This is a genomic window from Bradyrhizobium sp. 170, from assembly GCF_023101085.1.
Classification (GTDB): Bacteria; Pseudomonadota; Alphaproteobacteria; order Rhizobiales; family Xanthobacteraceae; genus Bradyrhizobium.
Genome location: NZ_CP064703.1, coordinates 5,512,694 through 5,536,755, shown reverse-complemented (window position 1 = coordinate 5,536,755; position 24,062 = coordinate 5,512,694). Strand labels below are relative to the sequence as shown.

At 64.1% G+C, this 24,062-nt stretch carries 3 protein-coding genes; all 3 read left to right on the top strand.

The annotated features are described in order from the left end of the window. Nucleotides 1-2: 2 nt before the first annotated feature. From IVB05_RS25755 to IVB05_RS25745, 3 genes are read left to right on the top strand one after another with little or no spacing between them, the layout of a single operon-like run. Entirely contained in the window at nt 3-6,575 is a 6,573-nt protein-coding gene (locus tag IVB05_RS25755; protein ID WP_247778737.1) for a non-ribosomal peptide synthetase, read from the top strand. Then, nucleotides 6,568-23,013 carry a non-ribosomal peptide synthase/polyketide synthase gene (locus IVB05_RS25750; RefSeq protein WP_247778736.1) on the top strand — a complete coding sequence of 5,482 codons (16,446 nt, stop codon included), beginning with the start codon at nt 6,568-6,570 and terminating at the stop codon, nt 23,011-23,013. The genes IVB05_RS25755 and IVB05_RS25750 overlap by 8 nt, the downstream gene beginning before the upstream one ends. Further along, complete coding sequence (locus IVB05_RS25745; protein ID WP_247778734.1) at nt 23,010-24,029, top strand: alpha/beta hydrolase; 1,020 nt, start codon at nt 23,010-23,012, stop codon at nt 24,027-24,029. The genes IVB05_RS25750 and IVB05_RS25745 overlap by 4 nt, the downstream gene beginning before the upstream one ends. The last annotated feature ends 33 nt before the right edge of the window (nt 24,030-24,062 follow it).

Genomic DNA, 24,062 nt, shown 5'->3' with positions numbered 1-24,062 from the left:
CAATGGCGGATTCATTGAAACCCGATTTGCGGGAGCTGGATGCAGAAGGGCTGAGAAAACTCCTGTCGTTGGCCAGGGACCGGAGCCGAAGTGCCAACAGGGGCGAACTTGCCTCGATACCGGCGGTGCCGCGCGACGGGCCTCTTGCGTTGTCCTTTGCTCAGCAACGGCTTTGGCTGCTGGCGCAGCTCGACGGCACCAGTACCAACTATCACATTCGCGGCGCATTGCGCCTCGCGGGTGATCTCGACGTCACCGCCTGGCGTCGCAGTCTGGATCGGCTGTTTGCGCGTCACGAATCCTTGCGCAGCATTTTTCGTGTTGTCGACGGACAGCCTTGCGTCGAACTATTGCCCACCGGCAATGGCCTGCCGCTGCTCGAACATGACGTGCGATCCGAACCGGAGCGGGAGCAGGTACTTGAGCGCCTGTGCCGTGAAGAGACAAATGCGCCCTTCGATCTCTGCCAGGGGCCATTGATCCGCGGGCGCCTGATCCGGATCGCGGAGAGGGAATATCTGTTTTTGCTGACCCAGCATCATATCGTGTCCGACGGCTGGTCGATGGGCGTGCTCGTGCGCGAGCTCGGCGCCTTGTATCGCGCCTTCATAGCCGGCGAGGGTGATCCGCTGCCGGCGCTGACGGTTCAGTACCCGGACTATGCCGCGTGGCAACGGCAGTGGCTTGCGGGAGAACGATTGCAGCGGCAAGTCGATTATTGGCGGCAGACGCTGGCGGGCGCTCCGGCGTTGCTCGAGTTGCCGACCGATCGGCCGCGACCGCCGATCAGGTCTCTCGCCGGCGCTTCGTTGCCGGTCGAGATCGATACCGAGCTTGCACGTGGCATCAAGCGCCTATACCAATCTCATCGCACGACGGCATTCATGACGGTGCTGGCGGCATGGGCGGCCGTGCTGTCGAGGCTTTCCGGCCAGAGCGATGTCGTGATCGGTACGCCGACGGCCAATCGCAACAGGCGTGAAATCGAAGGTCTGGTCGGCTTTTTCGTCAACATGCTGGCGTTCCGCGTGGATCTATCGGGGGAGCCTGATGTAGCGGAGTTGTTGAGCCGCGTGCGCGGCGCGGCGCTGGCGGCTCAGGACCATCAGGACCTGCCGTTCGAGCAGGTCGTCGAGATCATTCAGCCGCCGCGGCGTCTGGATCATACCCCGGTGTTTCAGGTCGTGTTCGCCTGGCAGAACAATGAGGCGGCAATACTTGAGCTGCCGGGCCTCAAGGCCGAGATTGCCGATATCCCGCTCCACCAGGTCAAGTTCGACCTTGAGCTCAACGTGAGCGAAACCGACGGCCGCATCATCGGAGCCTTGAACTACGCAACCGCACTGTTTGACGAGGCAACCGTCAGGCGTCATCGGAGCTATCTGCTTGCCTTGCTGCGAGCCATGGTCGCCGACGCGGGTCAACTCGTCGACCGGATCGATGTGATGGGTGCCGAGGAGCGTGAGCTCCTTCTGGGGACCTGGAACCGGACCGCCACGCCGTACCCGTCCGAACGTTGCATCCACGAATTGTTCGCGGAACAAGTTCGAAAAGCGCCCGAAGCTACTGCGTTGGTTCACGAGGACCTTCGCGTGAGTTATGGCGAACTGGATGCAAGGGCCAATCAGCTCGCGCACCATCTGATCGGACTGGGTGCGGGTCCGGATCAGCCCGTCGCGATCTGCCTGGAACGCGGGATTGCCATGGTCGTCAGCCTGCTGGCAGTACTCAAGGCGGGTGGCGCTTATCTGCCGCTGGATCCTGCCTATCCGGCCGAACGGCTGCGCCAGATTATCGATGATGCAAAACCAAAGCTGTTGATTTGCGATGATGCCGGCCGCGCGGCGCTCGCGAACACGACGTGCGAGATCGTTGATCTGCAGACGAGCGCGTCGGTCATCGCCGGGTTGTCGAAATCGAATCCAGACGTCGCGGACCTGACATCAAGTCACCTCGCCTACATTATCTACACATCAGGTTCTACCGGCACGCCAAAAGGTGTGATGGTCGAGCATCGCGGGTTGGTGAACCTGGCACTGGCCCAGAGCGCGCTGTTAGAAGTTTCCTCACGCAGCCGCATCGTTCAGTTCGCTTCATTCAGCTTCGACGCCAGTACCTGGGAAATCGTCATGGCCCTGTGCTCGGGGGCTGAATTGTTTCTCGTCGGTCCGCGAGAGCATCGCAATGCATCGGAGCTGCTCGACTATCTGGCGCGCAACGCCATTACTCATGCGACGTTGCCGCCGGCCTTGCTGCAGGGACGCACGGACCTCGACACCTTGGGATCGCTGCAGGTGCTCGTCCTTGCCGGTGAGTTGCCCAAGGCCGAACTGTTCAAGGGCTTGCCTTCAAACGTGGCCGTCTTCAACGGCTATGGACCGACGGAGGCAACCGTCTGTGCAACAATTTGGCTGCGGCCGATGGGTTGTGAAGGCGTCGTCGTCCCGATCGGCCGCCCGCTTCCGAACACACGGATTTATCTGCTGGACAGGTTCGGCGCACCCGTTCCGCTCGGAGCGACCGGCGAAATCTACATCGGCGGAGCAGGGGTCGCGCGCGGGTATCTTAATCGCGCCGATCTGACGGCGGAACGATTCCTGTTCGATCCCTTCAGCCGCGACGCAGGCGCGCGAATGTATCGCACCGGCGATCTCGGACGTTATCTGCCGGATGGCAATGTCGAGTTTCTCGGTCGCAATGATCACCAGGTCAAGATCCGCGGCTTCCGTATTGAGTTGGGCGAGATCGAGTTTCGACTGAACGAACACGCCGGTGTGGCCGATGCGGTGGTGCTGGCGCGTCAAGATCACAGTGGTGACCAGCGGCTGGTTGCCTATGTGGTGCCGGCGGCGGACGACGACAGCACCGGGCTTGACGGTGGGGATTTCGCGGCTGCGATGCGCGGCCACCTCCGCGCGCGCTTGCCCGAATATATGGTGCCGTCGGCTTTCGTACGCCTGGACACGTTGCCGCTCACGCCGAACGGCAAGGTCGATCGCCAGGCGCTGGCGGCGCCCGAGGATGATGCCTTCGTGCGTCGTGGTTATGAGACGCCGGAAGGTGAAATCGAGGAGACTGTTGCGAAGATCTGGACCGAGCTGCTCGGCGTAGATCGAATTGGACGTAACGATCATTTCTTTGAGCTCGGTGGCCACTCGCTGCTTGCCGTCCGCTTGCTGGAGCGGTTGCAGCGGCATTCGCTCAGCGCGGATGTGCGCACGCTGTTCGCCAAGCCGGTGCTGGCTGATTTCGCCGCTAGCCTCGATGGCGACGGGGTGACAGAAGTCCCGGCCAACCAGATCCCGATGCTGGCCGCGGCGATCACGCCCGGAATGTTGCCGCTGATCACGTTGGAGCAATCCGACATCGACAGCATCGCGGCCCGCGTTCCCGGTGGCGCTGCCAACATCCAGGACATTTACGGATTGTCGCCGCTTCAGGACGGCATCCTGTTTCACCACCTGCTGGCAGCGCAGGGCGATCCCTATTTGCTGGTCGGCCAAATGGCGTTTGCAAGCCGCGACTTGCTCGACCGCTATCTCGCGGCTGTTCGGCAGGTTATCGATCGTCACGACATTCTTCGTACCTCCATTGAATGGGAGGGCCTGTCCACTCCGGCGCAGGTGGTCTGGCGACAGGCTCCCTTGATTGTCACCGAAGTTGAACTGGACGTCAAAAGTCCTGCGCACGAACAGCTTGCGCAGCGGTTTGACCCGCGACGGAATGGGATCGATCTTGGCCAGGCGCCGCTGTTGCGATTTGCGGTGGCTCGCGATCCCGGCAAGGAGCGCTGGCTGCTATTGGTGTTGCTGCACCACCTGATCGGCGATCATTCCACCCTTGAGGTGATGCATGACGAGGTCCGGAAGATATTGTCGGGGCGTGGTCATGAACTGCCGCATCCCTATCCATTCCGAAATCTCGTGGCCCAGACGCGAGATTCGGAGGCTACAGCCGAACATGAGCGCTTTTTCCGGAACATGCTGTCGGATATCGATGAGCCGACCACTCCGTTTGGTCTGGACAAGGTGCACGGCGACGGCCGTGGGGTGGCGGAAGCCCGGCGAACGCTGCCGCAATCGCTCAATGAGCGCCTGCGCGCTCAGGCGCGGCGTCTGGGGGTAGGCCTCGCCAGCCTCTGCCATCTCGCCTGGGGCCAGGTGGTGGCGCGGAGCAGCGGACGCGAGCGGGTCGTGTTCGGCACGGTGCTGTTCGGCCGCATGCATGCCGGCACCGGTGGCGATCGCACCATGGGATTGTTCATCAATACATTGCCGCTACGGCTCGATCTCGATGACGCTGCGGTCGAAGACGGCGCTCGCCATGCGCATGCTCGGCTCGCCGAACTGATCTCGCACGAACATGCTTCGCTGGCGCTTGCGCAACGATGCAGCGGTGTCGCGACGCCGGCCCCCTTGTTCAGCTCGATCCTGAACTATCGTCACAACGCCATGCCGACCAACTCGTCTGCGGGTGAGACCGCCGCAGGTGTGGACGGTATTGAATGGCTCGGCGGCGAAGAGCGCACCAATTATCCCCTGATGTTGTCGGTCGAGGATTGCGGTCAGGCGCTGGGTTTGACAGCGCAAGTGGTCCATCCGCTGTCACCCGATCGCGTCTGCGCCTTGATGCAGCATGCGCTCGAGCAACTGGCCGAGAATCTGGAGCGACGACCGCACGCTCTCGTGCGGCAAGTCGACATCCTGCCGCCGGAGGAACGCGAGCTTCTACTTGAGACCTGGAATCGGACGCTTGCCCGATATCCACGAGATCGCTGCTTCCATGAGCAGTTCGAAGAACAAGTTCGCCGGTTCCCTGATGCTGTGGCGCTGGTGTTTGGCGATGCGGAGCTGAGTTATGGCGAGTTGAACCGGCGGGCCAACAGGCTGGCGCGGGGGTTGCGGGATTACGGTGTCGGGACGGACGTGGTGGTGGGGCTGGCGCTGGATCGCGGCGTCGGGATGATGGTGGCGCTGCTGGCGGTGCTGAAGGCGGGCGGGGCGTATCTGCCGCTCGATCCGGACTACCCGCCGGAGCGGCTTGCGCACATGCTGCGCGACAGCGGTGCGGCGCTGGTGCTGACGCAGACTTCGCTACTGGAGCAGTTCGCTCCGGTGCTGAAGGAGACGGGCGCCGAGGCGTGGCTGCTCGACGAGGCGCAGGAGAGGGACGACGGCAATCTCGACGTCGCTGTTCACCCCGAGAGCCTGGCCTATGTGATCTACACCTCAGGTTCGACCGGCCTGCCCAAGGGCGTGATGGTCCGCCACGACGCGGTGACGAACTTTTTGGCGACGATGGCGGAGCGACCGGGAATCACTCCACGCGACCGGGTGCTCGGCCTGACCTCGCTGTCGTTCGACATTGCGGTGCTGGAGCTGTGGCTGCCGCTCACTCTGGGGGCGCGCGTGGTGCTGGCGGATCGCGCGGCCGCACATGATCCATCGCGGCTCAAAGCCATGGTGGCAACTCAGGGTGTAACCATGATCCAGGCGACGCCGTCGACCTGGCGGATGCTGCTCGATCACGATGGCCCATCGCTCCCGATAAGCTGCCGCGTGCTGTGCGGCGGCGAGGCGCTGGCGCCGGATCTGGCGCGGCGGCTGGTGGCGCAGGCCGGCGAGGTGTGGAACCTGTACGGCCCGAGCGAGACCACGGTGTGGTCGGCGCGTCATCGCCTCGATGCGCGGGACGACCGTCCGGTGCTGGGCGGACCGATCGGCAACACCACGCTGCATATCCTGGACAACGACCTTAACCTCGCGCCGATCGGGGTTGCGGGCGAACTTTATATCGGCGGCGACGGGCTGGCGCGGGGCTATTGGCAGCGCGGCGCGCTGACGGCGGAACGTTTTATTCCCGATCCGTTCGGCCCACCGGGCGCGCGGCTGTACCGCACCGGCGACGTGGCGCGGTGGCGCGCCGATGGCGTGATCGAATATATCGGCCGCTCGGATCACCAGGTGAAGATCCGCGGCTTTCGCATTGAACTCGGCGAGATCGAGGCGCGGCTGATGGCGCAGGCCGCCGTGCGGTCGGCCGTGGTGGTGGCGCGCGAAGTCGGTGCAGGCCGTCAACTCGTAGGTTATGTCAGCGGTGGGGCATCGTTGGATGGATCGACGCTAAAGACCGCGCTGTCATCGGTGCTGCCGGACTACATGGTTCCGGCGCGGATCGTGGTGCTGGACCGGCTGCCGCTGACGCCGAACGGCAAGATCGACCGCAAGGCGCTGCCGGCGCCGGATCAACTCGCCGCTTTGGCCGAGCATGTGGCGCCGCGCACGCCGGTCGAGGTGGCGCTGGCCGCGATCTGGGCCGACCTGCTGCGCCAGCCCAACATCGGCGTCACCGACAACTTCTTCGAACTCGGCGGGGACTCTCTCACCGCCGTCCAGCTCATCAGCCGCATCAAGCGCGATCTCGGCCACGACCTGCCGCTGCACCGCCTGTTTGAAATGACGACCATCGAAACGATGGCCGCTGGTCTCGCCCCGGAGATTCAGGTCGACAAGCGCAGCGACGATATCGCCGCGATGCTCGACATGTTGAAGGAAGTCGAACTTTCCGATGAGTGAAACCGCCACAACGCAGAAGCAGCAGCTTCGCGATATCTCACGGCGATTGATGCGCCTTGATGCGAACAAGCAGCACGCTTTCCTGACGCAGCTAGCGGCCAAGGGCGTCAATCTGGCCATGCTGCCGATTGCGCGCCAGGAGCGGACGCGCGCGCCGCTTTCCTTTGCGCAGTCGCGCCTCTGGTTCCTGTGGCGAATGGATCCGGGCAGCGCAACCTACAACATCTCGGCGACCGTGCGAGTGCGAGGCAAACTCGATGTGCATGCAATGCAGCAGGCGTTCGACATGCTGGTTACCAGGCACAGCGCGCTTCGCACGGTATTTCGGCAAGAGGGCAGGGAAGCCGAGCAGATCCTGCTCGACCCGCAACCGGTCAACCTGCGGCGCGTCAAGGTGGATGGCCGTGATCGCGAACAGCAGGCTCGCCTGCTGGCGCGCGAGGAAGCCGCACGACCCTTCGATCTCGAGGTTGGCCCGCTCATGCGTGTCGCGTTGCTGACGCTGGAAGAAGACCACCAGTTTGTCGTGGTCAGCCTGCACCATATCGTGGCCGACGGCTGGTCGATGGGGGTGCTGGTCGAAGAATTCTGGCACTTGTATGCGGTGGCTGCGCGTGGCGAGGCGCCGGCGCTGCCGGAACTCGATATTGAATACGCCGACTATGCCGAATGGCAGCGGCTGTGGATGAGCGCGGTCGACGGCGAGCGGCAGGTCGACTACTGGACGGCTCGCCTCAAGGATCCGGCGGTGCTGCAGCTTCCCATCGATCGGGCGCGGCCGGCGGTTCCCGACCTCGCCGGCGCTGCGGTTCGCATGGAGCTTGAACCGGCGCTTGCCGATGCCCTACGCGCTCTGGCGCGCAAGCACCAGACAACACTGTTCGTCGTCCTGCTGGCGAGCTTCAAGCTGCTGCTCTATCGCTACACCGGCCAATCCGATATCGGCGTCGGCGTGCCGGTCGCCAATCGCCACCGGGACGAGACCCGGGGGATGATCGGTCTGTTCGTCAATACCCAGGTGCTTCGCACGCAGCTCGACGGGCGCGCGACGATCGCGGATTTCATCGCATCCGTGCATGCAGCCACGATCGAAGCCCAGGAGAACCAGGATCTTCCGTTCGAACGGCTGTTGGAGGTATTGCAGCCGAAACGAAGTTTGAGCCAGAATCCTCTCTTCCAGGTTCTCTACAATCACCAGCGCCGCCGGGCATCGGACAATTCGCTCGGCCTGACGGGTCTGCAGATCGAAAAAATCGACGCCAATGTCGACACCGTGAAGTTCGACCTGGCGCTCGACAGCGACGAGGGACCGTCAGGAGAGCTACGCGCCATATTTACCTATGCGACGGCCTTGTTCGACGCGACAACGATCGAACGCCTTGGGGCGCATTGGATCACGCTCCTCAAGACGATGGCTCAGGATTCGTCGCAGTCCATCGCCGGCACCGCGCTGCTTTCCGAGCAGGAGTTATCCAGAATCCGGAGCTGGAACGAAGCTGACGCCGGATCGGCGGCGCCGTTCACGCCCGTGCACCAGACGGTCGCCCGCTTTGCCGCGCAAACGCCCGATGCGCCGGCCCTCGTCTTCGGTGCCGACGTCATCTCGTACGGCGAGCTTGATCGTCGCGCCAACCGTCTTGCCCAGCGCCTGATCCGTCTTGGTGTCACCGGTTCCGACCTGGTCGGCCTCTCTGCGCGACGTTCGCCATCCCTCATCGTAGCCTTGCTGGCCGTGCTGAAAGCGGGCGCCGCCTATCTGCCGCTTGATCCTGAGCATCCCGTCAAGCGCCAGCTTGACACCATGCGTGATGCTGGCGTGCGTTTTGTCCTGATCGATGCGGCAGGCGCAGTGCTGACCTCGCAAGAGGCCGGGGTCGAAGTTATTTCGCTTGACGCTGTTGATCTCGACCAGGAGCCGGAGAGCGATCCCGCGATCGCCGTGGGAGCGCAAAGCCTCGCCTATGTGATCTACACTTCGGGCTCGACCGGAATGCCGAAAGGTGTCGCGGTTGAGCATGGGCCGTTCGCGATGCATTGCGAGGTGACCGCCGGGCTCTACGACATGGACCGGCATTCCCGCGAACTGCATTTCCTGTCCTTTACGTTCGACGGTGCGCATGAGCGGCTCTGGACCGCGCTGACCTGCGGCGCCGCGTTGGTGATGCGGGATGAGAATCTATGGTCGGCCGAGCAGACGCTCGACATCATGCGCAAACAGCGCGTCACCAACGCCGGCTTTCCGCCGGCTTACCTGCAGCAGCTCGCCGACTTTGCGGCCTGGCGCGGCGATCCGCCGCCGGTCTCGCTTTATTCTTTCGGCGGCGAGGCGATGCCGAAGGCCGGGTTCGACAAGGTCAAGCGCGCGCTCAAGCCGCGGACCTTGATCAACGGTTACGGCCCGACCGAAACCGTCGTGACGCCGCTGGTCTGGAAGGTCGACGCCAGCGAAGAGATCGAGGGTAGTTATGCCCCGATCGGTCGCCCCGTTGGTCGGCGGTCCGCCTATGTCCTCGATGCCGATCTGAACATCGTGCCGGTTGGCGTGACCGGCGAATTGTTCATCGGTGGTGAAGGGTTGGCGCGAGGCTACTGGAGGCGTGGCGCGCTGACGGCAGAGCGGTTCATTCCCGATCCCTTCGGTGCGCCGGGCATGCGGCTATACCGTACCGGCGATCTGGCCCGATGGCGCGCTGATGGCGTGGTGGAATATGTCGGCCGCTCCGATCATCAGGTCAAGATCCGCGGTTTTCGGATTGAGCTCGGCGAAATCGAGTCATGGCTGATGCGCCAGCCGGGCGTGCAATCGGCGATCGTTGTTGCCCGCGACGCCGGGGCAACCCGCCAGCTGGTCGGTTATGTCTGTGGTGAAGGTGCGCTCGATGAGACGGCAATGCGCACCGCACTCTCGGACGGACTGCCGGACTACATGGTGCCGGCCCGTATTGTGAGACTTGAAAGCCTGCCGCTCACCGCTCATGGCAAGGTGGACCGTGAGGCCCTGCCATTCCCCGATATGCATGCCGTTACGGCAGCTCACGTCGCGCCGCGTACTGCGGTGGAGACGACACTTGCCGCGATCTGGGCCGAGCTCCTTGGCCAGCCCCTGATTGGTGTCGACGACAATTTCTTCGAACTTGGCGGCGATTCGATCATCTCGCTGCAGATGGTTGGTCGAGCCCGTCAGGCAGGCCTGCTGATCGAACCGCGTGACGTTTTCCGGCACCAGACGTTGCAGGAGCTGGCGCTGGCGGCGCGCATGGAACGGGCGATGCAGGACGCTGAGCCTGAGAAGGATCTGGCGGGCAGCGAGCATCCGCTGTTGCCGATTCAAGTTCGGTTTTTCGGTGAGGACGCCGGCGAACGCCATCACTGGAACCAGGCCGTATTGTTGATGCCGCAGTCGCGGCTGGAGTGGGGGATCGTTGAGCGCGCGGTCGCCGCCGTCGTGGCGCATCACGATGCGCTGCGTCTTCGCTTCGAGGAGATCGACGGCGTCTGGCGGGCGACCTATGACGCCGCGCCTCCAGTATCCGAACTATTGTGGATTCGGAGCGGCATACGCGACGCGGCCGAGGTGACGACGCTGGCGTCTGCGGCGCAGGCCAGCCTGTCATTGCGCGGACCGCTGTTGCGCGTGGTCGGAATGGACCTTGCCGACGGCGGTCAGCGGCTCCTGATATCGGTGCATCATCTTGTCATCGACGGTGTGTCGTGGCGCGTCCTGCTGGAAGACTTCGCAGCGGTTTACGGTCAGATGGAGCAGGGGGTGGCCTCGATCGCGCTGGCGCCAAAGAGCCAATCCTATGCATCCTGGGCCGCGCGCCTGAAGGCGCATGCAGGCAGCGTCGAATTGGCTGCCGAACTAGCGTATTGGCTCGAACGCAAGCCGACCACCGATCTGCCCTGCGACGACGATCATGGCGACGTCGATCGGGTTTCTGACGGTGAGGAAATCCTGCTGACTTTCGACGCGGGGCTGACGACGCGGCTGCTCAAGGAAGCGCCGTCGGCTTACCGAACCCACGTCAACGATCTGCTGTTGGCCGCGTTGTCGCGCGCGGTATCGTGCTGGAGCGGGATTGACGATGTCCTTGTCGAACTCGAGGGCCACGGCCGTGAGGATATCTTCGCGGGCGCCGAGATTTCACGCACGGTGGGCTGGTTCACCACCGCGTTCCCCGTGCGTTTGCCGGCCGGGTCGAGCGACGACGCCGCGCTGATCAAGGCCGTCAAGGAAGAACTTCGGGCGATCCCCGCGCGCGGGCTGGGGTATGGCGTGCTGCGCTATCTCGGCACCGAAGAGCAGCGCCATGTGCTCTCCTCGGTCTCCGAACCGCGTATCGTTTTCAACTATCTTGGCCAGTTCGATGCCAGCCTGGGTGAGGGCGCCCCGTTCAAGCTTGCTCCCGAGGGCGCGGGCGCTGCGCGCAGCGCGAGCGCGCCGCTTGGCCGCTGGCTGAGCATCAACGGTCAGGTGCGCGACGGCCTGCTGCGGCTGTCGTTTAGTTTTGGTCGCAGGCGCTACCGGCGCGCGACGGTTGAACGTCTCGCAGAACACTATGCGGACGCCTTGCGTGAACTGGTGGACCACTGCACCGGCGGCGCGCGCGGGATCACGCCGTCTGACGTCGAACTCTCCGGGTTGAACCAGGCTGATCTCGACATTCTCTGTGCAACGATCGATTGCCGTGAGATCGAGGATATCTATCCGCTGTCGCCGATGCAGCAGGGAATGTTGTTCCACGCGCTGCGCGATGGCGAAAGCGGAAACTATGTCAATCAGGTCGGCCTGGAAGTTCGCGGCCTCGATCCCGGAAGGCTGCGCGCGGCCTGGCAGGAAGTGAGCGCCCGGCACGCCGTGTTGAGAACAGGCTTCGCCTGGCGCGAACTGTCGGGTCCTGCCCAGCAGGTAGTGTATCGTCATGTGGCGCTGCCGTTCGTCGAAGAAGACTGGCGCGAGCAGGCGACCACAATGGACCGCAGCGAACTCGAGGCCGCGCTGGCGCGGGCGTCGCAGGCCGAGCGGGCCCAGGGATTCGATTTGTCGCATTCACCCTTGCAGCGGGTGCGGCTGATCAGGCTCGGGGAAGGCCGCCACTGGCTGATCTGGACGCATCACCATATCCTTCTGGACGGCTGGAGTTCGGCGCGCCTGATTGCAGAGATCCTGCAGCACGAACGCGGCGGCCGATTGCCCGCCGTGCAGGGCCGTTACCGCGACTACATCGGTTGGCTGCAACGGCAGGATCGCGATGCGTCGGCGGCGTTCTGGCGTACCGCGTTGGCTGATTTGGACGAGCCGACCTTCCTGGCGGATGCGTTGGGAGGAACTTCGAGCCACGATACGTCCGGCCACGGTTCGCTGGATCTGCTTCTCACCTCCGATCTGACCGCAAGATTGCAGGCGTTCGCCAGACGCGAGCGCATGACGCTTAACACCCTGCTGCAGGGCGCGTGGGCGCAACTGTTGCGCCGTCATACCGGGCAGCGCGTTGTCTGCTTCGGAGCGACGGTGTCGGGCAGGCCCGCGGAGATTGCCGGGTCCGAAGAAATGGTGGGCCTGTTCATCAATACCCTTCCGGTCGTTGATCAAGCAAACCCGCAAGCCGAAATGGGTGCGTGGCTTCGTGATCTGCAGGAGCGCAACATTGACTTACGCGACCATGGCCGGATGCCGCTCTACGAGATCCAGCGCCTGGCAGGACGATCCGGCCGGCCGCTGTTCGACAGCATCCTGGTGTTCGAGAACTATCCGATCGATCAGGCCCTGCGCGGCGAGAATGAAAGTGGCACCCGCTTTGGCCGGGTCGAGCAGGTCTCGATCACCAACTATGCTCTGACAGTCGCCGTATTCGCCAAGGCCGACGGCATCAATCTTGGTTTCCGGTATGATCGCGGCCGGTTCGACGAAGATCAGATACGGTATCTGCAAGCCTGCCTGTCGCACCTGCTCGCGCAGATCGTGACGGATGCCGCCGCGCCGCTTGGTGAACTCAGGGGACTTGATATCGATGAGACCCGGCAGGTTCTCGGCTGGAGTGGCGGCGCAACCGAACTCGGCAAGATTCCGGATTTTGATGGCGGGATCGTCGCCCAGATCGAGGCGCGCGCCGCTGGTTCGCCGTCCGCAATCGCGTTGGTGTTCGGCGATCAACAGGTCAGCTATGGCGATTTGAACGCTCGCGCCAATCGTCTGGCGCGACAGTTGCGGGATCGCGGTATCGGCCGCGACCAGTTGGTCGGTGTCGCGCTGGAGCGCAGCGTCGAGCTGATCGTCGGTGTTCTCGCCGTGCTGAAAGCGGGTGGCGGCTATCTGCCCCTCGATCCGGATTATCCGCCAGACCGACTTCTGCATATGCTGCGCGACAGCGGAGCCAGGCTGATACTGACGCAAGGCCGGTTGCTTGAACGCCTCGCGCCCGTGATTGCAGAAGCAGCCGCGGAGGCCTGGACTATCGACGTGGGGAATGAAGCCGGGGCAGGAGAGCCGGCCAGCAATCTCGACATCGCGGTTCATCCGGACAGTCTGGCCTATGTGATGTACACGTCGGGATCGACGGGCATGCCCAAGGGCGTGGCCTGCTCGCATGGCGCGCTCGCCGCACGGCTTGGCTGGATGCAGGCGGAATATCGCCTCGATGCCGGCGAGACCTTGCTGCAAAAAACGCCGTTCAGTTTCGACGTCTCGGTCTGGGAAATCCTGTGGCCGCTTGCGGCCGGTGCTCGCCTTGCGATCGCAGCGCCGGGCGCGCATCGCGAACCGCGGCTTCTCATTGATGCGGTCATTGCCCACGATGTGACGACGCTGCATTTCGTGCCGCCGATGCTCGAGCATTTCATTGCAGAGCCGGAGGCGAAACGCTGCGCGACGCTCAAGCGGCTGTTTGCCGGCGGCGAAGCATTGTCGGCGGAGTTGAAGGCGCGCGTGCTCGCAGCCTTCCCCGACGTTCGGTTCGACAATCGCTACGGGCCGACCGAGGCCCTGATCAACGCGACGTTCTGGACTTGCCGCGACGACGGCACAGCACGGGTCCCGATCGGACGACCGATTCCGGGCACGGCCATTCGCATCCTCGATACCGAGCTGAACATGGTTCCGGCCGGAGTGACGGGTGAGTTGTTCATCGGCGGCGTTGGGCTGGCGCGCGGCTATTGGCAGCGCCAGGGCCTGACGGCGGAGAGGTTTATCCCGGATCCTTTCGGCGGTCCCGGCGAGCGTCTGTATCGGACGGGAGACCTGGCGCGCTGGCGTTCGGACGGCGCCATCGAGTATGTCGGACGATCCGATCATCAGATCAAGATCCGCGGTTTCCGTATCGAGCTTGGAGAGATCGAAGCGCGGCTGCTTGAACAGCCCGGGGTACGCTCCGCGGTGGTGGTCGCGCGCGAGGTAGGCGCTGGACGTCAGCTAGTCGGATACGTCAGCGGTGCGAACGAGCTCGACGGAACTGCGTTGCGGACGGCGCTGTCGTCTGTCCTGCCTGATTACATGCTGCCGTCGCGAATCGTGACGCTGGAACGGCTGCCGCTGGCGCCGAACGGTAAGGTCGACCGCCGTGCGCTCCCGGCGCCCGGCCACGCGACTTACACCGGCTCAGAACACCAGGCGCCGGGCACCCCGGCGGAAATAGCGCTCGCGGCGATTTGGGCCGAGCTGCTCGGCCGGCCCGTCGTCGGCCTCGCCGACAACTTCTTCGAACTCGGCGGCGATTCGATTATCTCGTTGCAGATGGTGAGCCGGGCCCGTCGCGCCGGTTATCTGATCGAACCGCGCGATGTGTTTCAGTATCAGACGCTCGAAGCCCTGGCGCTGGCGGCACGTGCCGAACAGCAGAGCGCGCCGCGCGCCGATCAGGGGCTGGTGTCCGGTTCACATCCCTTGCTGCCGATACAGACCCGGTTCTTCGCTGATGATGTCGGAGAACGCGATCACTGGAACCAGGCGGTGCTGTTGCGGCCGAAGGATCGACTTGATTGGGAGATCTCAGGACGCGCGATAGCGGCCGTGCTCAGTCATCACGACGCATTGCGGCTTCGCTTCCAGGTGAGGGACGGTGTATGGCGTGCGGAGCACGGCGCCGCTCCAGCCGCAGCGGAACTGTTGTGGGTCCGAAGTGCGGCTGATGGCGAAGCTGTCACGGCGCTTGCATCATCGGCACAGGCTAGCCTCTCGCTGTCCGGGGGGCCGCTGCTGCGGGCCGTCGGCATCGATGTCGCTGACGGCAGTCAGCGCTTGCTGATCGTGATCCATCATCTAGTTGTCGACGGCGTGTCGTGGCGGGTGCTGCTGGAGGACATCGCGGCTGCATACAGCCAGTTGGCGCAAGGTGATACAGTTGTGCTGCCGCCGAAGAGCCATGCCTACGCGCTGTGGGGTGCCCGGCTGCATGCCTATGCAGGCTCGTCCGAACTCGCGGCAGAACTGCCCTATTGGGTCGAGCGCGATGGAGGTTTGGGTTTTCCGTGCGACGACGATCACGGCGGTACCGACTGCGTCGCCGAGGCCGATGAAGTCTCGCTGTCGTTCGATGCGGAATTGACGCAACGCCTGCTGACGGACGCGCCTTCCGCCTATCGCACTCAAATAAACGACCTTCTCCTCGCCGGTCTGACGCGCGCTGTTTGGCGATGGAGCGGACTGGACGACGTGCTGGTCGAGCTGGAAGGCCACGGCCGCGAGGACCTGTTCGGCGATATCGACATCTCGCGCACGGTCGGCTGGTTCACGACCGCGTTTCCCGTGCGGTTGGTGGGCGGGTCGCAGAATCCTTCGTCACTGATAAAGACCGTGAAGGAGGAGCTTCGTGCCATTCCCGGCCGCGGGCTTGGCTACGGCGTGTTGCGTTATCTAGGCTCCGAAGAGCAGCGCGCGGCCCTGTCGGGAGTGGCCGAGCCGAAGATCACGTTTAACTATCTCGGCCAGATCGACGGCGGCGCCGGAGAGGCGGAATTGTTCGCCATGGCGCCGGAAAGCGCGGGCCCGTCGCGCGACGCATCGAGCCCCTTGCGGCGCTGGCTCAGCGTCAACGGCACCGTACGCGAAGGCCAATTGCGATTGTCGTTCGGATTCGGCCGGAAACGCTATCGGCGCGAGACGATCGAGCGGCTGGCCGGATTGTATGATGCGGCGCTGCGGGAGTTGGTTGAACACTGCACCAGTGGAGCCTGCGGGCTGACGCCGTCGGATGTGGCGTTGTCCGGCCTCAGCCAGACCGATCTCGATAGGCTGGAGCTCGATTGGCGGCAGATCGAGGACGTTTATCCGTTGTCGCCGATGCAGCAGGGCATGCTGTTCCATGCGATGCACGACGGCGAGAACGGACTTTATGTCAACCAGGTTGCCGCCGAAATACACGGCCTCGATGCCGGCAAGCTTCGTCTGGCATGGCAGGCGGTCAGCGATCGTCATGCGGTGCTGCGGACCGGCTTTGTCTGGCGCGACCTGTCAGGTCCGGCGCAACAGGTGGTCTATCGTCATGCCCAGGTGCCGTTCGTCGAGGAGGATTGGCGCGCGCGGGTGGTGGTGCTGGCGCAATCCGAACTGGATGCTGCCCTGACGGATGCTTCGCGGCAGGAACGGCTCGAAGGCTTTGACCTGTCGCGGCCGCCCTTGCAGCGGGTCCGGCTGATCCGCCTGGGACAAGATCGTCACTGGCTGATCTGGACCCATCATCACATCCTGCTCGACGGATGGAGCTCGGCGCGACTGATCGCCGAGGTGCTGCAGTACGGCGGCGATGGCCGATTGCCGGCCTTGCAGCGCCGCTATCGTGACTACATCGGCTGGCTGCAGAATCAGGATCGCGACGCCGCGGCCACCTTCTGGCGCGCAGCGATGGCAGAGCGAGGCGAACCGGGCTTCCTCTCGGACGGTTCGGCGGAACGTTCGAGCGGAGAAACGTCCGGTCACGGCGCGCTGGCGCTGGAACTGGACGCGGCGCTGACCGGACGGCTGCAACAGTTTGCGGCGCGCGAGCGCGTGACGCTGAACACATTGGTGCAGGCCGCATGGGCGCAAATGCTGCGTCAGCATACCGGACAGGGCACGGTCTGCTTCGGCGTCACCGTGTCGGGCCGGCCGTCGGAACTCGCAGGCTCCGAAGACATGGTCGGCCTCTTCATCAACACCTTGCCGGTCGTCGACGGCGTCGCTCCGCAGCAGAAAATCGGCGCATGGCTGCGCGAGCTGCAGGACCGCAACCTGACCATGCGTGAATATGGCTGGACGCCGCTCTATGAAATCCAGCGCCTGGCGGGACGTCCCGGACGGCCGCTGTTCGACAGCATCCTGGTGTTTGAGAATTATCCGGTCGACAACGCGCTGAAGGAGAAGAACCAGCGCGTCCGGGTCGGTGAGACTAGGATCGTCGAGACCAGCAATTATCCGCTGTTTGCGAGCGTCGGGCTCGATGAGCGGCTGCGGCTGGTGTTCAACTATCAGCGCAAGCATTTTGATGAGGCGCAGGTGGCGCGGCTGCAAGCCGCCTTCGTGCGGTTGCTGGAAGCGTTGAGCGCCGATGCGGATCGGCCGGTCGGCATGATCGCCGCGAGCGATCCGGCGGATGACGCGCTGCTCTCGCGCATGAACAATACGCGTCGCGATCAACCGCGCCGGGGAATTGTCGAACAGTTCGAGGAACAGGTCCGCCAGTCTCCCGATGCTGTGGCGCTGGTGGTTGGCGATGAGGAATTGAGCTACGGCGAGTTGAACAGCCGGGCCAACAGGCTGGTGCGGGGGCTGCGGGATTACGGTGTCGCGACGGACGTGGTGGTGGGACTGGCGCTGGATCGCGGCGTCGGGATGATGGTCGCGTTGCTGGCGGTGCTGAAGGCGGGCGGGGCGTATCTGCCGCTCGATCCGGAATACCCGCCGGAGCGGCTTGCGCACATGCTGCGCGACAGCGGTACGGCGCTGGTGCTGACGCAGACGTCGCTACTGGAGCAGTTCGCACCGGTGCTGAAGGAGACGGGCGCCGAGGCGTGGCTGCTCGACGAGGCGGATGGCGGCGAGGGCCGTGATACCGGCAATCTCGACGTCGCGGTTCACCCCGAGAGCCTGGCCTATGTGGTCTACACCTCAGGCTCGACCGGCCTGCCCAAGGGCGTGATGGTCCGCCACGACGCGGTAACGAACTTTTTGGCGACGATGGCGGAGCGGCCGGGAATCACTCCACGCGACCGGGTGCTCGGCCTGACCTCGCTGTCGTTCGACATTGCGGTGCTGGAACTGTGGCTGCCGCTCACCCTGGGGGCGCGCGTGGTGCTGGCGGATCGCGCGGCCGCACATGATCCATCGCGGCTCAAAGCCATGGTGGCAACCCAGGGCGTAACCATGATCCAGGCGACGCCGTCGACCTGGCGGATGCTGCTCGATCACGATGGCCCATCGCTCCCGACAAGCTGCCGCGTGCTGTGCGGCGGCGAGGCGCTGGCGCCGGATCTGGCGCGGCGGCTGGTGGCGCAGGCCGGCGAGGTGTGGAACCTGTACGGTCCGACCGAGACCACGGTGTGGTCGGCCCGTCATCGCCTCGATGCGCGGGACGACCGCCCGGTGCTGGGTGGACCGATCGGCAACACCACGCTGCACATCCTGGACAATGACCTCAATCTTGCGCCGATCGGGGTTGCAGGTGAACTTTATATCGGCGGCGACGGACTGGCGCGGGGCTATTGGCAACGCGGCGCGCTGACGGCGGAACGTTTTATTCTCGATCCGTTCGGCACATCGGGCGCGCGGCTGTACCGCACCGGCGACGTGGCGCGGTGGCGCGCCGATGGCGTGATCGAATATATCGGCCGCTCGGATCACCAGGTGAAGATCCGCGGCTTTCGCATTGAACTCGGCGAGATCGAGGCGCGGCTGATGGCGCAGGCCGCCGTGCGGTCGGCCGTGGTGGTGGCGCGCGAAGTCGGTGCAGGCCGTCAACTCGTAGGTTATGTCAGCGGTGGGGCATCGTTGGATGGATCGACGCTAAAGACCGCGCTGTCATCGGTGCTGCCGGACTACATGGTTCCGGCGCGGATCGTGGTGCTGGACCGGCTGCCGCTGACGCCGAATGGCAAGATCGACCGCAAGGCGCTGCCGGCGCCGGATCAACTCGCCGCTTTGGCCGAGCATGTGGCGCCGCGCACACCGGTCGAGGCGGCGCTGGCCGCGATCTGGGGCGACCTGCTGCGCCAGCCCAACATCGGCGTCACCGACAACTTCTTCGAACTCGGCGGGGACTCGATCATTTCGCTGCAAATGGTGAGCCGCGCGCGCCGCGAAGGCGTGTTGATCGAGCCGCGTGACTGCTTTCACCATCAAACAATCGAAACGCTTGCAGCGATATCCCGACACGTTCGGCCGCCAAAGGAAGCGCCGACCCCGGTGCGCGGTTCCCTATCGGGCCTGACCAGCGAACAGCTCGAAAAACTCGATCTGGACTGGAGCCGAATCGAGGACATCTATCCCCTGTCACCGATGCAGCAGGGCATGCTGTTCCACAGCCTGCGCGATGCCGGCAGCGGCGTTTACGTCAATCAGGTCAGCGTTGAAATCCGTGGGCTCGACGCCGAACGCTTCCGGACAGCATGGCACGAGGTGACTGCGCGTCACCCGATGCTTCGGACCGGATTCCTCTGGCGCGAGCTCTCGGGCTCCCCACTGCAGGCCGTCTATCGCGATGCAGTCGCGCCGTTCGAGCAGGAGGACTGGCGGGGGCAAGCCGTCAACGAGGAACGTATTGCGGCGGCCCTTGCCGGCGAACGCTCCGCCGAGTTTGACCTCTCGATGCCGCCTCTACAGAGGGTTCGGCTGCTGCGTCTCGATGACGACTTCTATCGTCTCATCTGGACCTATCATCACATCCTGATGGACGGCTGGAGCTCGGCACGGTTTGTCGGCGAAATTCTGGAGCGCTATTACGGCGGATCGCCCGCGGCGAACCCGGCGCGTTACCGCGACTATATTGCGTGGCTGGTGGCTCAGGATGCAGAGGCTGCTGAAATTTTCTGGCGTGAACAGCTGAAGGCCTTCGACGAGCCGACGCAACTCGCCGACGCCTTCGGTTCTCGCCGTCATGAGGCGTCCGGCCACGAGCGCTGTTACACGCGACTCGGCGAGACGGCGACCGCTGAGTTGAAGGCGTTCGCCCGCAGTGAGCGGATCACGCTCAGTACCATTGTTCAGGGCGTATGGGCGTTGTTGTTGCAACGCTATACCGGCCAGCAGGCTGTGACCTTCGGCGTCACCGTCGCCGGTCGCCCGGCGGGCCTCGAGGGGTCGCAGCAGATGCTCGGTCTCTTCATCAACACGCTCCCCGTGATCGAATCGCCGTCGTTCGCAAGCACGGTGGGCGAATGGTTGCGCGCGCTTCAGGATCGCAATCTGGCGATCCGGGACTACGAGCACACGCCGCTCTACGACATTCAGAGCTGGGCCGGCCACGCCGGTCAGACGATGTTCGACAGCATCATCGTGTTCGAGAACTATCCGATCGAACGCGGCATGCACCGAGGTGACGGGTCGCTTCAATTCAGTGGCCTGAAGAATGTCGACGTGACGAATTATCCGATGGATCTGTCGGTGCTCGTCGAGGAGACGCTTCAGGTCGAATACACCTATATGCCGAGCCATTTTACAGCCGCGCAAGCCGGGCAGATCAAGATGCAGTTCGAGCAACTGCTTGCAGCGCTGACGCGGGATGCGTCGGTGTTGCTTGGCAGTATCGATCCGGTCACGACGGTCGATGCCCGTCTTGCCGACAACTGCAATCGCCACGCGACATCAGCCATTGCATTGCCGCTGGTACATGAGGCGATCAGCGAACATGCCAAGCGTCATCCAGAACGGACGGCGCTTACCATCAGCGGGGAGGCGCTGTCGTTCGGAGCGCTCGATGCCAGGGCCAATCGTCTTGCCCAGCGCCTGATCGATCGCGGGCTTAAGCTAGAGCAGCGCGTTGGTGTCGTGGTCGAACGAACCGAAGCCACGATGGTCGCGCTGCTCGCCGTCCTCAAGGCGGGTGGGGCGTACGTTCCGCTCGATCCGGAGCTTCCGCCCGAGCGCCGCGGGTTTGTCATGCGCGATGCCGGGATTTCATTCCTGCTGACGGGACAGCTCGACGAGGGTCTGGATGATGTTGAAAGAATCTCTCTTCCTGCATTTGATTTCGATGCGGGTCCGGACCATGCGCCGCAACCTGACCTGCATGCGGACAATCTCGCTTATCTGATCTACACCTCCGGCTCGACAGGGACGCCAAAAGGCGTGGCGGTCGCCCATGGACCGCTCGCCATGCACTGTCACGTCACTGGAAGCCTCTACGAGATCGACGAGGGATCGTGCGAATTGCATTTCCTGTCGCTGGCTTTCGACGGCGCGCACGAACGCTGGTTGACGGTGCTGTCGCACGGTGCGCGGCTGCTGATGCGCGATGCCGAGTTGTGGACGCCGGAGCAAACGGTCGAAGCTTTGCATGCCCATCGGGTCAGCCATATCGGCCTGCCACCGGCCTATCTTCAGCAAGTGGCGGAATGGGTCGAGCAGGCCGGCAATCCGCCACCGGTCAAACTATATTCGTTCGGCGGCGAGGCGATGCCGAAGGCGGGTTTCGACAAGGTCAGGCGCGTCCTGAAACCGCGCATCCTGATCAACGGCTATGGCCCGACCGAAACCGTGGTCACGCCGCTGGTATGGAAGGTCGATGGTGCTGCCGAATGCGACACGCCATACGCACCGATCGGTTTGCCGGTCGGTGATCGCAGCGCCTACATTCTCGATAGCTCGCTCAATATCATTCCCGCCGGCGTCGCCGGTGAGCTCTATCTTGGAGGCTTTGGACTGGCGCGCGGCTATCACGGCAAGGCTGGCATGACGGCAGAGCGTTTCGTGCCTGACCCGTTCGCGGCGGAGCCGGGCGCCCGGCTGTACCGTACCGGTGACCTGGCGCGATGGCGCGAAGACGGTACCGTCGAGTATCTCGGCCGCAGCGACGATCAGGTCAAGATCAACGGCTTCCGGATTGAGCTTGGCGAGATCCAGACCTCTCTTCTTCGTCACGAGGAGATTGAGCAAGCGGCGGTGGTGGCGCTGCCGGGCGCTGCCGGAAGCCAACTCGTTGCCTATGTCGCGCCGAAGGTGACAAAGGACGCGTCGGGAGCCGCCGCCGAGGCTCTGGTCGACAGATTGACCGATTTCCTGAGGCAGACATTGCCGCTCTACATGGTGCCGGCGCGGATCATGGTGCTTGAGCGTCTGCCGGTGATGTCGAGCGGAAAGATCGATCGCCGTGCGCTGCCGGCTCCCGACTCGGCGGCGCGTACCTTCGTTGCCCCGCAAGGGGCTGCGGAAACCGCGTTGGCGCGTCTGTGGGCCGACATACTCAAGCTGCCGCAAGTCGGTGTCACCGACAATTTCTTCGAACTCGGCGGCAATTCGATCCTCAGCCTCAAGGTCGTTGCCCGGCTCCGGCAGGACAAGACCTTCGGCATCGAGATCAAGCTGCGCGATCTCCTGCAGAAGCCGACGATTCGCGCGTTGCTCGCGGATACCGCCGCGGCTCCCGCCGCATCGGCGCCGTCGGCGCTGCTGCCACTGAATGCGGCGGTTGGTGGAACGCAGCCGGTATTCTGCGTGCACGGCGGCTTCGGCACCGTTTTCGACTATGGGCCGCTGGCGCGACGCCTTGATGGACGCCGGCAGGTGATTGGATTGCAGTCCAGGATGCTTGTCGACAGTTCCTGGAGCGACCAGTCGCTCGATGCGATGGCGACAGACTATGCGCGCGAGATCAGGCGGGCGCAGCCGCACGGTCCGTACAGCCTGATCGGCTGGTCGCTGGGAGGACTTCTCGTCAGCCTCGTTGCGGCCGAACTCGAACGAAGCGGCGAACGCGTGGCTTGTCTCGCCATGGTCGACAGCTTCGTGCTGCGGCAGCGCGGCGGACCGAGCCGGCAGGAAGCCACAGTCCATTGGACCGATGATCTGGCCGGACTGCTGTCGGCCGTTCTTCCGCCGGCTGCGATCGCTCGCGTCGGTTCGCACGTGGAAGCGGCGAAACGTGCCGGCTTGCCGGAGACATCCGAGGCCGTCCGGCGTCTGGTCGCAGGAGCATTGGAAGGAACGTCGGGGACATCGGCGGATGATTCCTTGCTCGGAGTAGAAGACATAGCCGGCGCCTTCGCGGTCGGGCGGCACCTGAAAGCTTTGGCGCAGACCGCGACGCCGCCGCAGCGTCTTGCGACTGCCCCATTGTGCTGGTGGACGTCAGGTCGCCTGACGCAGCGCAGTCGGCTGGAGACGCAACTGCCTGACGCCGTTGACCGCGGCGTTGTCGGAGACAACCATTTTACGATTTTGCGGGATGCCGGCTTCCTCGATGAGATCTGTGTGCTGCTTGCTCCGGCGGCGACATCGACGACTTCGCTGGATCAGGTTCCGGAACCGGCGGAGTGAACAAGCCCATGAGCCTTGATCCCGATATCGCGGCGCTGCTCGAGATGGTCCAGCTCGGGACCGAGAGCGGCGCACGCATTCCGTTTCCGCAGTTGACCGCCGTACAGGCGCGAGCGGATTTCGACGCGTCCTCGCCGCTGCTCGACGTCGATCCTCCGGCGCTCGCATTTGAACGTCAACTCTCTCTGCCGACGCGCGATGGTGATGCAATTGCTGCGCGGCTGTACGCTCAGCGGGAGCCGGACGCGCAAAATCCCGCGCCTGTGCTTCTTTACATGCACGGCGGAGGTTTCGTTGTCGGCAGCCTCGATTCGCATCAGCCCTTGTGCCGCGGTCTCGCCGCCGATAGCGGCGCAGCCGTGCTGTCGATTGGCTATCGGCTTGCACCGGAGCATAAATTTCCGACGGCGTTCGAGGATGCCGTCGATGCGCTGGCCTGGATCGGGCGCGAGGGGGAAGCGGCGGGGATTGACGCCGGCCGCGTTGCGGTCGGCGGCGATAGCGCCGGCGGAACGCTTGCCGCAGCCCTTGCGATTGAAGCGAAAGCCGACAGGGGCTTGCCGCGGCCCGTCCTGCAGGTTCTTGCGTATCCCGGCCTGAGCTCGCGGCAAACATCGGAATCCTACAACCAATACGGCTCGGGCTTCCTGCTGGAGCGGGACACCGTAGATTGGTTCTTCCGGCAATACCTCCGCAACGATTCCGACCGCGACGATTGGCGCTTTGCGCCGCTGGCCGCGCACGATCTCTCGGGGTTGCCGCCGGCGCTGGTCGTGCTGGCCGAATATGACCCGCTGGTGGATGAGGGGCGCGATTATGCGGCACGGCTCCGCGCCGCCGGCGTTCCCGTCGATCTCCAGATCTATCCGGGTATGATCCATGAATTCCTGCGCATGGGAAATGTCGTGACCGATGCCTTGCAGGCGCGGGCGGCGATCGGGCAGGCCCTGGCCAATGCTCTTCGAGCCTCCAGCGGCAGGGCTTGGAAAGACACGGCGGTTGAAGGTATGTCATAATGGCCTTCTGTCCCCAGGCCTTGGCCGCAAGAG

Excerpts from the sequence above, each read along its gene's own strand:
- IVB05_RS25750 (WP_247778736.1), top strand. The coding sequence starts at position 6,568 with ATGAGTGAAACCGCCACAACGCAGAAGCAGCAGCTTCGCGATATCTCA.
- IVB05_RS25755 (WP_247778737.1), top strand. The coding sequence starts at position 3 with ATGGCGGATTCATTGAAACCCGATTTGCGGGAGCTGGATGCAGAAGGG.